Here is a 12932-nt window from a genome sequence, read left to right as displayed (position 1 = left end):
TATGCAACGAGGGATAGTCTGGGTCGTTGATGACGATAGCTCCATCCGTTGGGTGCTTGAACGCGCGCTCACCGGCGCAGGGTTAACCTGCACCACGTTTGAAGGCGGAAAAGAGGTGCTGGATGCGCTGGCCACCAAAACGCCTGACGTGCTGATGTCCGATATCCGCATGCCCGGTATGGACGGTCTGGCGCTGTTAACACAAATCAAGCAGCGCCATCCGATGCTTCCGGTCATCATAATGACGGCGCACTCAGACCTGGATGCCGCCGTTAGTGCCTATCAACAAGGCGCTTTTGATTATTTGCCAAAACCGTTTGATATCGATGAAGCCGTAGCACTGGTAGAGCGGGCGATTAGCCACTACCAGGAGCAGCAGCAGCCGCGCAACGTGCAGGTCAATGACCCGACCACCGATATCATTGGTGAAGCACCAGCGATGCAGGATGTGTTCCGTATTATCGGTCGTCTCTCACGTTCGTCTATCAGCGTGCTGATTAACGGCGAGTCCGGTACTGGTAAAGAGCTGGTGGCCCACGCGCTGCATCGCCATAGTCCTCGCGTCAAAGCGCCGTTTATCGCGCTCAACATGGCGGCCATTCCAAAAGACCTGATTGAGTCCGAGCTGTTTGGTCATGAGAAAGGGGCGTTTACCGGTGCCAATACCGTTCGTCAGGGCCGATTTGAGCAGGCCGACGGCGGCACGCTGTTCCTCGATGAAATCGGCGATATGCCGATGGACGTCCAGACCCGTCTGCTTCGCGTACTGGCCGACGGCCAGTTCTACCGCGTGGGCGGCTATGCGCCGGTGAAGGTCGACGTGCGCATCATCGCGGCAACGCACCAGAACCTCGAACAACGCGTTCAGGAAGGCAAATTCCGCGAAGACTTATTCCACCGTCTGAACGTCATTCGCGTCCATCTGCCGCCGCTGCGCGAGCGTCGGGAAGATATTCCTCGCCTGGCGCACCACTTCTTGCAGGTTGCCGCGCGCGAGCTGGGCGTTGAAGCCAAGCTGCTGCACCCGGAAACCGAAGCGGCGTTAACGCGTCTGGCCTGGCCGGGCAACGTGCGCCAACTGGAAAACACCTGCCGCTGGCTGACGGTGATGGCCGCCGGGCAAGAGGTGCTGATTCAGGACCTTCCGAGCGAGCTGTTTGAAGCCAGCATGCCGGACAGCACCACGGCAACCTCGCTGCCGGATAGCTGGGCAACGCTGCTGGCGCAATGGGCCGACCGCGCGCTGCGATCCGGTCATCAAAACCTGCTTTCCGAAGCACAGCCGGAGATGGAGCGTACGCTGCTGACCACCGCGCTGCGATACACGCAGGGACACAAACAGGAAGCGGCTCGCCTGCTGGGCTGGGGTCGCAATACCCTGACGCGTAAGCTGAAAGAGTTAGGAATGGAGTAAGGCCAACGTGAAGTGTAAATATTGCTCGATTCGCGCAAATTGCTGCAATTTTATACTTTACTGTTCCGATGAGTTCAGTATTATTCAGCCCGCAAATTCGAGGGGACGATAATGTTTGAATCATTGATTAATTTGGCTTCAAGCGGCGCCGCCGGTCATTCACCACAGACGGCCGTTGCTGCCGTGCTGTGTGCCGCGCTGGTTGGGCTGTTTAGCTAAGCCGGATGGCGCTTGCGCTTATCCGGCCTATAGGCCCGGTAAGCGTAGCGCCGCCGGGCAATATCAACGCTAAATCACCCGCGAGAACTGCTGCATCCGCGCTTTCTGCCGCAGATAGGCATCAAAGCACATACAGATATTACGAATTAACAGGCGACCCTTCGCCGTCACCTTAATCCCTTTATCATCGACATCCACCAGCCCATCCTGCGCCAGCGGTGCCAGAAGTTTCAGGTCTTCGGCAAAGTAGTCGCTGAATTTCAGCGCCCACAGCGTTTCTATCGCCGTGAAATCGAGGCTAAAGTTACAGATAAGCGCTTTGATCACATCGCGACGAATACAGTCATCGCGGGTTAACGCGATGCCACGCCACAGCGCATTACCCTGCTCGGCAACCTGCTGATAATAGAGTTTCAGCTCTTTTTGGTTCTGCGCATAGCAGTCGCCAATCATGCTGATCGCCGATACGCCCATACCCAGCAGGTCGGTATCACCCTGAGTGGTATACCCCTGGAAATTGCGATGCAGCACGCCTTCACGCTGGGCCACGGCCAGTTCGTTATCCGGACGAGCAAAGTGGTCCATACCGATAAACTGGTAGCCTGCCTGCGTCAGAGAGCCGATGGTTTCCTGCAAAATATCCAGCTTTTGCTGTGCCGACGGCAGGTCGGCATCTTTGATTTTGCGCTGCGCGGCGAACAGCGTCGGCAGGTGCGCGTAGTTAAACACGCTTAAACGGTCGGGATTCAGCTCAGCGACGCGCTGCAGCGTGAAGGCAAAGCTCTCCGGCGTTTGCTTCGGCAGGCCGTAGATAAGGTCGATATTGGTCGAGGTGAAGCCAATTTCGCGCGCGTGGTTGAGCAGCGCAAAGATAAAGTCTTCATCCTGCTCACGGTTCACCAGCCGCTGCACTTCTTTGTTGAAGTCCTGTACGCCCATGCTCAGGCGGTTAAAGCCCTCGGCGCGCAGGTGGTCGATAACGTCCAGCTCAATTTCGCGCGGGTCAACTTCAATAGAGATTTCAGCATCGGCATCAAAGTGAAAATGCTCGCGCAGCAGCGTCATCAGGCGGCTAATTTGCGCCTTGTTCAGATAGGTTGGCGTACCGCCGCCCCAGTGAAGCTGGCTGACGTGACGGCCGGTAAACAGCGGCGCGCGCTGGCGGATTTCCTGCTCCAGCACATCAAGATATTGGTCAGCTTTATGCTGCTGGCGGGTGACGATTTTATTGCAGCCGCAGAAATAGCAGAGCTTGTGGCAGAACGGAATATGCACGTACAGCGACAGCGGACGCTCAGGGTAACGCGCGACGGCGTGGTGAAACTCAGGCTCGCCAAAGGCGTCAGAGAATTCCAGTGCGGTGGGATACGAGGTATAGCGCGGCCCGGAATAGTTATATTTCTGGATCAGGGCCAGATCCCAGTCGATTAACTGCTCAGACATGCTCACTCCTTCCGATGGTGTCGAAAACGACGACGGCGTGCCGGTCTGGCTCCATTTCGGAGCAACAGCCGGTTGCGCAGCCACTTTTGACGCCGCGACAACCGTCGTAGTTTAACGAATAACCACACCAGATAACATACAACCAAAAGGGTTATAAGCAGGACTGGCAAGCCAATCGGGTGCAAACGTTAGTTTCCGCCTCTCAGCAGACGCATCATGTCTTCCTTGCCCTCTTCTTCCTCTTCTTCTTCGTCATCATCGTAAGAGAGGCCGAGTTGCTGCATCAGTTCATCGATGCGATCCAGTTTAGCGTCGACCCATTTCTGCTCTTCAGCAGTCAGGGTTTCGTCATTTTCCAGACGTTCCAGCAGCGCATCCAGGCGCTCATCACTCTCCAGCATATCCAGCTCGGCCTGCGGTGAAAGCATAGGTTTCTCGCTCTTCGGTTTGGGCTGTTTAACGACCGGTGCGTCAGTAACGCCCAGCGCAATTGGTTTTTTACTGCCAATACGAGGATCTTTTTGCTGCTTTTGCTTATTGGAGCCGGATGCACCGTTAGAGCCAGTCGCACGGCTACCTGCCGCGTTACCACGGTGCTTTTTATCGTTTTTACGTTCGCGAGCTTCCAGGTCCAGTTCTTCGCGCGTTTTACGGCGCTGTTTGCCCGGAGCTTTACTGCGCGGTGCAGAGGTTGGTTTTTTCATGATGTCTGTCTTTAAGCCGTTTTATTCAGTATAGAATTGAGCCGGAATCTAGCAGAAAGCAAACAAAGAAAAAAGGCGACAGAGTAATCTGTCGCCTTTTTTCCTGACTCACAACCCTCTACGGGTTATACATTCCATGTTGGCTCTCAACGCGCCCTGTCTATCCGTTAGCTCTATAACAGTCCCTGTTATGGTCCTTATCCGTGTTCAACGTCTCCAGACGTTCGCCTTCCTGGCTAATTCCTTCGGTCTTCGCCTCCTGGCGTTCCTGACCGCTCATCCTGAGTCTGAATTCCTTCCGGCTCCCTTGCCGATGCGTGCTACTTTACCTTGTTGGATTAAACTAACAAGCAACGAAACGGTGGAAGATGAACAATTCAGAATATTGCCCAACATTAACTATATGATTCCAAATAGTTTGAATATTATGTCGCCTCCGTTTTCTCCTAAATTTCGCATAGTAGCAATGGCAAATGTCTTACAAACGAAGGGGCATCGTCTTACAGTCGATGCTCAACGAGGAAAACCAGTCTTTTTTTGCCGATCGGGTATAATCGCCCACATTGCCTTATTTAACGGAGATGACCGTTTTGACTAACTGGAATTATCAACAGACGCACTTTGTGACCAGTGCGCCTGATATCCGCCACTTACCTTCCGATACCGGAATCGAAGTGGCATTTGCTGGCCGTTCTAACGCGGGGAAATCCAGCGCCCTGAATACGCTGACCAACCAGAAAAGCCTGGCACGTACTTCAAAAACGCCCGGCCGTACTCAGCTGATTAACCTGTTTGAAGTCGCCGATGGCAAACGTCTGGTCGACCTGCCGGGCTATGGCTACGCGCAGGTTCCGGAAGAGATGAAAATCAAATGGCAGCGTGCGCTGGGTGAATACCTGGAGAAGCGTCTGTGTTTGAAAGGATTAGTGGTACTGATGGATATCCGTCATCCGCTGAAGGATCTCGACCAGCAGATGATCGAATGGGCTGTTGCGAGTGAGATTCCGGTACTGGTACTGCTGACGAAGGCGGATAAGCTGGCAAGCGGCGCGCGCAAAGCGCAGCTGAACCAGGTTCGTGAAGCGGCGCTGGCCTTTAACGGCGACGTGCAGGTTGAAGCCTTTTCTTCACTGAAAAAGCAGGGTGTTGATAAGCTGCGCCAGAAGCTGGATAGCTGGTTTAACGACATTCCTCCACAGGAAGAAGTCGAAGCAGCAGAAGAGTAACCCCCCGCATTTATCCCGGATAGCGGCGCGCTGCGCCCTGTTCCGGGCTCGCTACATCCCGCTGATTTAACTCAATATCTTTTAAATTTATCGTGACGAAAACTTTTCTTTCGCCCAATAAAAAACGCCCCAGTCATTACTGACTGGGGCGGCTAAAATATTCAGCCAAATCCGATTACGTGAAGTAAAAGGTCTGAAAGATAGAACATCTTACCTCTGTACCCTACGAGATTAACTCTACTCTTTTTTACCCCGTACAGAAAGCACTTTTTGTAGTTTTTTTCATTTGTTACATAACGAATTCTAATGTTCATCACAAAACTAGATAAGTTATGTTGCTTACTTACAAAAAAGAGCGTTATTCATCGGATACTTAATGAGCTTGATCCCAGTTTTCACCGCTGCCGACTTCCACCAGCAATGGCACGTCCAGAGTCGTACTGTTTTCCATTAATTCATGCACCTTCTTCGATACCGCATCCAGATCGTCTTTATGCACTTCAAAGACCAATTCATCGTGTACCTGCATGATCATACGGACGCGCGGTTTCTCGCTTTCTAACCATTTATCCACCGCAATCATCGCGCGTTTGATGATGTCGGCAGCGGTTCCCTGCATCGGGGCGTTAATCGCCGCACGTTCAGCACCTGCACGGCGAGCGCCGTTGCTGGATTTGATGTCCGGCAGATAGAGGCGACGACCGTCGAGCGTGGCAACATAGCCCTGCTCTTTAGCCTGCTGGCGAGTGCGTTCCATATAGTCCAGCACGCCAGGATAACGCTCGAAGTAGAGGTCCATATATTTCTGGGCTTCTTTACGCGGGATATTAAGCTGGCGAGCCAGGCCGAAGGCGCTCATGCCATAAATCAGGCCGAAGTTAATCGCCTTAGCGCTGCGACGCTGTTCATTGCTCACGCTTTCCAGCGGTAGGCCAAATACCTCAGCCGCGGTGGCGCGGTGGATATCCTTACCTTCGGCAAATGCTTTCAGCAGGCCTTCATCGCGAGACAGGTGCGCCATAATGCGCAGTTCGATTTGCGAGTAGTCGGCAGAGACGATGAGGTAATCTTCAGGGGCAATAAACGCCTGGCGAATACGGCGCCCCTCTTCATTACGCACCGGTATGTTCTGCAAGTTTGGATCGGTTGAGGACAAACGCCCGGTTGCGGTGACCGCCTGGTGATAGGAGGTATGAACACGGCCAGTTTTCGGGTTGATCATCAGCGGCAGCTTATCGGTATAAGTCGATTTCAGCTTCGCCAAACCACGATACTCCAGAATCACTTTCGGCAGCGGGTAGTCGAGCGCCAACTCTTCCAGCACCTCTTCCGATGTCGACGGCGCGCCGCCCGGCGTTTTCTTCAGCGGCTTGATGCCCTGCTTTTCAAACAGAATGGTCTGCAGCTGCTTCGGCGAGGAGAGGTTAAACTCTTCGCCGGCAATTTCGTAAGCCTTTTGCTCCAGCTCTACCAGGCGCTTAGCAATCTCCTGCGAGTGCGCATGTAATACAGCAGGATCAATCTTCACGCCGTTGCGCTCAACGCGTGACAGCACCGGCACCAGCGGCATTTCAATCTCGTTAAAGATGCGCAGCGGCCCTTCATGCTTCTGCAGCTTCGGCCACATCTTCAGGTGCAGCTGGAGCGTCACATCGGCGTCTTCCGCCGCATAGCGACCGGCTTCTTCCAATGCAATCTGGTTGAAGGTCAGCTGGTTTTTACCTTTGCCGGCAATCTCTTCAAAAGTGATCGTTTTGTGTTTTAACCAGCGGTCAGAGAGGCTGTCCATATCATGACGCCCGACAACGCTATCCAGCGTGTAGGACTCCAGCATGGTGTCATAGGCGATACCGCGCAGTTCGATGCCGTAGTTAGCAAGGATACCGCGGTCGTATTTCAGGTTCTGGCCAACCTTCAGCAGCTTTTCGTCTTCCAGCAGCGGCTTGAGAAGTTCCAGTGCGCGTTCCCGGGAGATCTGGTCTGGAGCATCGAGGTAATCATGCGCAACTGGCACATAGGCAGCGATGCCCGGCTCGGTCGCAAACGACAGCCCCACCATATTGGCAGAGATATTGTCCAGGCTGTCGGTTTCGGTATCGAAAGCGAACAGCGGTGCTTTTTTCAGCTTCTCAATCCAGCTTACCAGCGTGGCTTCATCGAGAATGGTGACATAGTTTTCGGATGACAATGTGGCTGCCGTTTCTTCAACTTCAACCTCAATTTCAACGTCGGCGGCTTTACCAGCAGGCTTAACGGCTGGTTTCGAGCCCTTGGCCTGCATCCAGGTGCCGGACTCTACGTCGGTGATCCAGCGCTTAAATTCGTATTTCTTGAACAGCGTTAACAGCTCATCGGCCGCAGGCTCCGCAACAATCAGCTGCTCACAGCCCAGCTCCAGCTCAACGTCCGTTTTGATGGTCGCCAGCTTATAGGAGAGGTAGGCCAGATCTTTGTTCTGCTCAAGCTTCGCCGCCATGGTCTTCGCGCCACGGAAGGTCAGCCCGGCGATTTTTTCCGGTTCACCGTAGAGCGTATCCAGGCCGCCCAGCCCTTGCAGCAGCGCCTGCGCGGTTTTTTCACCCACGCCCGGCACACCCGGAATGTTATCCGAGGAGTCGCCCATCAGCGCGAGGAAGTCAATAATCAGCTCCGGCGGCACGCCGTATTTGGTCACGACTTCATCCGGGCCAAGAATGGTATTGGTCATGGTATTGATAAGCGTAATGCCCGGTGTGACGAGCTGCGCCATATCTTTATCCCCGGTGCTGATGAGCACCGGACGGCCCGCTTTTTCAGCTTCACGCGCCAGCGTGCCGATCACGTCATCCGCTTCAACGCCAGAGACGGCCAGCAGCGGAAGTCCCATGGCTTTCACCATAGTGTGCAGCGGTTCAATCTGCGCACGCAGATCGTCCGGCATTGGCGGGCGATGGGATTTGTAGTCTTCAAACAATTCGTCACGGAAGGTTTTTCCCTTCGCATCAAATACCACTGCGGCGTGGGTTGGCTGATACTGGAGGATAAGGCTGCGCAGCATGTTTAACACGCCGTACATCGCGCCTGTCGGCTCTCCCGCACGGTTCGTCAGCGGTGGGAATGCGTGATATGCCCGATAGAGATAAGAAGATCCATCAACGAGGATGAGAGGGTTTTCAGGGATCTGAACCATAATTTCCGTGCCTGTTTATCAGATTATGGGTAAAGGATGCCACATACGGCATGAAAACATGAGTTTTTCGCCAAAATAACGCGAAAAGATTTGCAGATCCTCGCGATCGCACGCAAAACAAATTGTGGATAAGTTTGTGAATAGTTTTATTTTACTGATAACAAATGATATGTAACCAGCGATAAAGTAAAAATTATCTAAATAATTTCAATTAGTTAACTAAAGATCAAGGTTAGTGAGAGCGATCTGGTGGTAATTCACACAGTGTGGATAGACACTATGACCATTTTTCTATTCCGGTAAGACCCGTCATTTGGCGCGTTTTCTGTTAAAATCATCCCCTTGTGCTCTTTTATATACGCACGTTAAATAACTAACTATCTGAATAAACAAACTATGTCGAGATTGCTCGCCGCGATAACGTTGCCCATCAGTATCGCACTCACCATTTTATTGACCATATTGTGCTCAATACCGATTATTCTCGCCGGCATTATTAAATTGATTTTACCGGTACCGGTGATCTGGCGTTCCGTCTCGGTATTCTGCAACTTTATGATGTACTGCTGGTGTGAAGGGCTGGCAGCGCTGCTGCATCTCAACCCCTGGCTCAAGTGGGATATTGAAGGGCTCGAGACGCTCAATAAAAAGAACTGGTACCTGCTTATCTGCAACCACCACAGCTGGGCAGACATCGTGGTGCTATGCGTGATCTTCCGCAAGCATATCCCAATGAACAAATACTTCCTCAAGCAGCAGCTGGCCTGGGTGCCCTTCATGGGGCTGGCATGCTGGGCGCTGGATATGCCATTTATGCGCCGTTATTCACGCAGCTATCTGATTCGCCACCCGGAACGCCGCGGTAAAGATGTAGAAACGACTCGCCGTTCCTGCGAGAAATTCCGCGCGCACCCAACAACAATCGTCAACTTTGTCGAAGGCTCACGCTTTACGCCTGAAAAGCGCCTGCAAACCCGTTCGCCCTATCAAAACCTGCTGCCGCCAAAAGCTGCCGGTATTGCGATGGCGCTGAACGTGTTAGGCACCCAGTTTGATAAGCTGCTCGACGTGACGCTCTGCTACCCGGAAAACGATAAGACACCGTTCTACGATATGCTCAGCGGTAAACTGACGCGCATTGTGGTTCGTGTGAATCTGCGTCCGATTGACCCGGAGATGCATGGTGACTACGTGGGAGATAAGAACTTTAAGCGACGCTTCCAGCTATGGCTGAATGCGCTGTGGGAAGAGAAAGATCATCAGATTACAGACATCAAAGCAGAATACAAAAACGCCGGTCATTGACCGGCGTTTTCTTTTTTATTTCTTCTCAACAAGCTGTTTTACGGTATCAGCATACTGAGCGACAAAGACGTCCATATTGCTGGTGTCCATGCCCTGCGGGTTCAGCTGGTATTTGCCGTTAACAAACATTGCTGGCACGCCCTGCAGCTGCAGATCGGCTGCCGCTTTTTCCTGCTGCGCGACCAGAGATTTCACCACGAAGCTGTTCCAGGCGGCGTCATAATCTTCGCCCTTCACGCCAGCGTCGGTGAAGACTTTACGGATATCTGCAACGGTCTGCACGGTCTGGGTTTTCTGTACCGCTTCAAACATCGGTGCAGTAATCTGATCTTCAACGCCCAGCGCCATCGCTACCGCCCACGCCTGAGTCAGGTCTTTGCCCAATGGGCCCAGGAACTCAACGTGGTATTTGGTCATTTTAGTGCCTTCCGGCAGCTTTTTCTTCACGTTGTCAGAAACGTGCAGAACTTCTTCAAACTGATAGCAATGCGGGCAGTAGAAGGAGAAGAACTCCAGCACCTGCGGCTCACCTGCAACCGGCTTATCAATCGTAACGTATTGTTTGCCGTCGGTAATCTGAGCAGCGGATGCGCTGAATGCCAGAATCATACCTGCCAGCGCAAGCCAAACCTTTTTCATAACTCACTCTCTCCTGACTGTGTCGAATTAATACATTGGCGTTAACTGAAGAGGGGGTTCCTGTAGAACCTTCACCTGCTCTATAAAAGTTGCGATCTGCCGATGCCAGAAATCTTCCCCGGTTAACCAGGGAAAATTTTTCGGAAATGCAGGGTCATCCCAACGCCTGATAATCCAGGCAAGATAATAAACCAACCGCATTGCACGTAAAGGCTCAATCAGCGCCAATTCGTCTGAATTAAAGCTGCTGAATTCTTCGTAAGCCTCAACGATGGTTTCAAGCTGCATACGTCTCTCTGCCTGAGAGCCGTTAAGCAACATCCAGAGATCCTGGACTGCAGGGCCGTTGCGCGCATCATCGAGATCGACAAACAGCGGGCCGTCGCGCCAGAGAATATTTCCAGCGTGGCAGTCACCGTGTAAGCGCAAGGCATCGAAACGCCCGTGCCATAGCCCCATAACCGCATCGATCAAATCGTCGGTCGCTTTCAGGAAACGGTCTTTTAAACCAGCAGGAATGAGCGCCGAATGCTCAAAGAGGGCTCGGGGTTCAATGAGATACTCTTTAACACCAATAGAAGGACGCGCGGTAAAGCGGGATTTGCGGCCCGTCTGGTGCATACGCCCAAGATAGCGCCCAACCCACTCCATCTGATCCAGATTATCGGATTCGAACTGGCGACCGCCCATGCTAGGGAAGACGGCAAAATAGAAGCCTTCGTGAGTTAGCAGCGTCTGGTCATTAAAAACGATAGGTGCCGCAACGGGAACTTCATCCTGAACCAGTTCAAGCGCGAACTGATGTTCTTCAAGAATCTGCGCCGCTGACCAGCGTTCCGGACGATAGAACTTCACCACCATGCGGCGACGATCTTCATCCTGAAACTGATAAACCCGGTTCTCATAGCTGTTAAGAGGGGTAAGTCCAGAATCAACCCGGATACCCTGCTCGAATAGGGCATCGATGATGGTATCCGGGTGGAGAGTCTGGAAAGTGAAAGCCTTGTCGTTCATCCTGACATCCGATAACGATACGAATGATTCAGGATATCATTTCACAGTGATTTGAGTGGCTCTGCTTACAACCTTTTACTCTTTTATTACGCCGCGAGCGCGTAGCAGCGCGGTTTTAAAGTCTTCTTCATAATCTTTCTGAATACCCGGAATGACCGCATCTTTGGCCGAGTCACGCATTTTCAGATGATAGATCAGAATATCATCCGTTAAATCGGCCAATTCGCCGTCATAGCCTGACTCCTTCGCCAGTTTCTGCAAAAATTGCAGTAAATTCAGCTCAGGCTCTTTCTGCCAGGCTGGCTGGAGGAGTTCGATAACTTCATTCAGACGTTTACATTTCATGGTCGTGCTCCTTACGCTTGATGGAGACACGTTAGCAGGGTAAACCACACAATAAAAGAGGCGATAGCGGTGAATGCACAGAGCCAGATAACCGGCGTGGTATTAGCAGGCGGTAAAGCCTCAAGAATGGGCGGTCAGGATAAAGGATTAATGCTGCTTAACGGTAAACCATTGTGGCAGCACGTTGCAGATTGTCTGTGTTCGCAGGTAAATGATGTCGTCATTAGTGCTAATCGCAATCTGGATATCTATCGGCAGAGTGGATTAACGGTCATTGCTGATACGCTGTCGGGTTATCCAGGGCCGCTTGCCGGACTGTTATCGGTTATGCAGCAGAGAACCGCCGAGTGGTTTCTGTTTTGCCCCTGTGATACGCCGTTTATTCCCAATAATCTGGTTGAACGCCTGGTGGCAGGACGTCATGACGCGCCCGTCGTTTGGGTGCATGATGGCGATCGCGATCACCCTGCAGTGGCGCTTGCCCACCGCAGTCTCGCCCCGCAGATCGTAGATTATCTTACTAGCGGCGAACGCCGCGTGATGGTATTTATGCGTCAGGTTGGCGGCCATTCTGTCGATTTTAGCGACATGAAAGCGGCATTTCGCAACATGAATACGCCGGAAGATTTGCAGCTTAATCAGGAAAAATCATGATTCCATTGTTGGCCATTGCCGCCTGGAGCGGGACGGGGAAAACGACGCTATTGAAAAAGCTCATACCTGAGCTTTGCCAGCTCGGGATTCGCCCTGGCCTCATCAAGCATACTCATCACAATATGGATGTCGATAAGCCGGGTAAGGACAGCTATGAACTCCGTAAGGCAGGGGCAGCACAGACTCTGGTGGCGAGTAAACAGCGTTGGGCACTGATGACGGAAACACCGGAAGAAGAGGAGCTCGATCTGGCTTTTCTGGTGAGTAGGATGGACGCATCGAAGCTGGATCTTGTGCTGGTTGAAGGCTTCAAGCATGAATCCGTCGCCAAAATTCTGCTATTTCGCCAGGATGCCGGACATGCAGTGAGCGAGTTGACTATCGATGAACATACGATTGCTGTCGCCAGCGATATTCGGCTAAACGTTGATGTGCCGGTGTTGGATTTGAATAATTTGCAGGAAATAGTGGCGTTTATTGTGGCGTGGTTAGGGACAGAATAGTAGGTAGGATAAGGCGTTTTCGCCGCCATCCGGCAGCGTGCGCCACCGCGCTTTCATTTTCCACACACGCAAAAAAGCCCATCCGTCAGGATGGGCTTCTTCACTAATTGATGCCTGGCAGTTCCCTACTCTCGCATGGGGAGACCCCACACTACCATCGGCGCTACGGCGTTTCACTTCTGAGTTCGGCATGGGGTCAGGTGGGACCACCGCGCTACAGCCGCCAGGCAAATTCTGTTATCAACACGCTTTAGCATGTCGATGTAATCTGTAATCAAGCTGAAATCAATGTCTCTT

The 12932-nt window shown here is 52.4% G+C and carries 13 protein-coding genes and 1 rRNA gene; 6 read left to right on the top strand and 8 right to left on the bottom strand.

Annotation, left to right across the window (positions count from 1 at the left end):
• Nucleotide 1 precedes the first annotated feature (1 nt).
• Nucleotides 2–1414 (top strand): nitrogen regulation protein NR(I), encoded by a 1413-nt coding sequence (gene glnG / locus GKAS_RS04600; RefSeq protein ID WP_035892305.1) that lies wholly within the window; start codon nt 2–4, stop codon nt 1412–1414.
• A 111-nt stretch (nt 1415–1525) separates the two neighbouring features.
• Nucleotides 1526–1633, top strand: coding sequence for a YshB family small membrane protein (locus GKAS_RS24775; RefSeq protein WP_147281518.1), 108 nt, complete (start codon nt 1526–1528; stop codon nt 1631–1633).
• 69 nt (nt 1634–1702) lie between these two features.
• On the opposite strand, the gene hemN is transcribed toward GKAS_RS24775, so the two are convergent.
• Nucleotides 1703–3076 carry an oxygen-independent coproporphyrinogen III oxidase gene (gene hemN / locus GKAS_RS04595; RefSeq protein ID WP_035892303.1) on the bottom strand — a complete coding sequence of 458 codons (1374 nt, stop codon included), beginning with the start codon at nt 3074–3076 and terminating at the stop codon, nt 1703–1705.
• Between the two features lie 188 nt (nt 3077–3264).
• Nucleotides 3265–3780, bottom strand: coding sequence for a Der GTPase-activating protein YihI (gene yihI / locus GKAS_RS04590; RefSeq protein ID WP_035892302.1), 516 nt, complete (start codon nt 3778–3780; stop codon nt 3265–3267).
• A gap of 590 nt (nt 3781–4370) precedes the next feature.
• On the opposite strand from yihI, the gene yihA reads away from it, so the two are divergent.
• The gene (gene yihA / locus GKAS_RS04585; protein WP_035892382.1) at nt 4371–5006 is read left to right on the top strand and encodes a ribosome biogenesis GTP-binding protein YihA/YsxC; all 636 of its coding nucleotides are present in this window, start codon (nt 4371–4373) and stop codon (nt 5004–5006) included.
• Between the two features lie 161 nt (nt 5007–5167).
• Here the strand turns inward: yihA and spfP are convergent, their stop codons facing one another.
• Together spfP and polA are read right to left on the bottom strand one after the other, a co-directional pair.
• Entirely contained in the window at nt 5168–5215 is a 48-nt protein-coding gene (gene spfP, locus GKAS_RS25630; RefSeq protein ID WP_071892919.1) for a small protein SpfP, read from the bottom strand.
• 164 nt (nt 5216–5379) lie between these two features.
• Entirely contained in the window at nt 5380–8175 is a 2796-nt protein-coding gene (polA, locus tag GKAS_RS04580) for a DNA polymerase I (RefSeq protein ID WP_035892301.1), read from the bottom strand.
• A gap of 396 nt (nt 8176–8571) precedes the next feature.
• Here polA and GKAS_RS04575 point away from each other — a divergent pair, with 396 nt between their 5' ends.
• Complete coding sequence (locus GKAS_RS04575) at nt 8572–9480, top strand: 1-acylglycerol-3-phosphate O-acyltransferase, YihG family (RefSeq protein WP_035892300.1); 909 nt, start codon at nt 8572–8574, stop codon at nt 9478–9480.
• A 15-nt stretch (nt 9481–9495) separates the two neighbouring features.
• On the opposite strand, the gene dsbA is transcribed toward GKAS_RS04575, so the two are convergent.
• The 3 genes from dsbA to GKAS_RS04560 all read right to left on the bottom strand — a co-directional run bounded on the left by dsbA (nt 9496) and on the right by GKAS_RS04560 (nt 11478).
• Nucleotides 9496–10119 (bottom strand): thiol:disulfide interchange protein DsbA, encoded by a 624-nt coding sequence (gene dsbA / locus GKAS_RS04570; protein WP_035892299.1) that lies wholly within the window; start codon nt 10117–10119, stop codon nt 9496–9498.
• A 27-nt stretch (nt 10120–10146) separates the two neighbouring features.
• Complete coding sequence (locus tag GKAS_RS04565; RefSeq protein WP_035892298.1) at nt 10147–11133, bottom strand: serine/threonine protein kinase; 987 nt, start codon at nt 11131–11133, stop codon at nt 10147–10149.
• A gap of 75 nt (nt 11134–11208) precedes the next feature.
• Complete coding sequence (locus GKAS_RS04560) at nt 11209–11478, bottom strand: YihD family protein (RefSeq protein ID WP_035892297.1); 270 nt, start codon at nt 11476–11478, stop codon at nt 11209–11211.
• Nucleotides 11479–11547: 69 nt separating this feature from the next.
• On the opposite strand from GKAS_RS04560, the gene mobA reads away from it, so the two are divergent.
• Entirely contained in the window at nt 11548–12132 is a 585-nt protein-coding gene (mobA, locus tag GKAS_RS04555) for a molybdenum cofactor guanylyltransferase MobA (RefSeq protein ID WP_035892295.1), read from the top strand.
• The gene (gene mobB / locus GKAS_RS04550; RefSeq protein WP_035892294.1) at nt 12129–12635 is read left to right on the top strand and encodes a molybdopterin-guanine dinucleotide biosynthesis protein MobB; all 507 of its coding nucleotides are present in this window, start codon (nt 12129–12131) and stop codon (nt 12633–12635) included. Before mobA ends, mobB begins: the two co-directional genes overlap by 4 nt.
• A 112-nt stretch (nt 12636–12747) precedes the next feature.
• On the opposite strand, the gene rrf is transcribed toward mobB, so the two are convergent.
• Nucleotides 12748–12863, bottom strand: a 5S ribosomal RNA gene (gene rrf / locus GKAS_RS04545).
• Nucleotides 12864–12932 lie beyond the last annotated feature (69 nt).

This window comes from Kluyvera ascorbata ATCC 33433, from assembly GCF_000735365.1.
GTDB classification, from domain to species: domain Bacteria; phylum Pseudomonadota; class Gammaproteobacteria; order Enterobacterales; family Enterobacteriaceae; genus Kluyvera; species Kluyvera ascorbata.
This window is presented reverse-complemented; position numbering and strand designations above follow the sequence as displayed.

Coding starts and splice junctions, on each gene's coding strand:
- yihI (WP_035892302.1), bottom strand. CDS start 3,780: ATGAAAAAACCAACCTCTGCACCGCGCAGTAAAGCTCCGGGCAAACAG.
- GKAS_RS04565 (WP_035892298.1), bottom strand. CDS start 11,133: ATGAACGACAAGGCTTTCACTTTCCAGACTCTCCACCCGGATACCATC.
- GKAS_RS04560 (WP_035892297.1), bottom strand. CDS start 11,478: ATGAAATGTAAACGTCTGAATGAAGTTATCGAACTCCTCCAGCCAGCC.
- polA (WP_035892301.1), bottom strand. CDS start 8,175: ATGGTTCAGATCCCTGAAAACCCTCTCATCCTCGTTGATGGATCTTCT.
- dsbA (WP_035892299.1), bottom strand. CDS start 10,119: ATGAAAAAGGTTTGGCTTGCGCTGGCAGGTATGATTCTGGCATTCAGC.
- GKAS_RS04575 (WP_035892300.1), top strand. CDS start 8,572: ATGTCGAGATTGCTCGCCGCGATAACGTTGCCCATCAGTATCGCACTC.
- GKAS_RS24775 (WP_147281518.1), top strand. CDS start 1,526: ATGTTTGAATCATTGATTAATTTGGCTTCAAGCGGCGCCGCCGGTCAT.
- glnG (WP_035892305.1), top strand. CDS start 2: ATGCAACGAGGGATAGTCTGGGTCGTTGATGACGATAGCTCCATCCGT.
- mobB (WP_035892294.1), top strand. CDS start 12,129: ATGATTCCATTGTTGGCCATTGCCGCCTGGAGCGGGACGGGGAAAACG.
- hemN (WP_035892303.1), bottom strand. CDS start 3,076: ATGTCTGAGCAGTTAATCGACTGGGATCTGGCCCTGATCCAGAAATAT.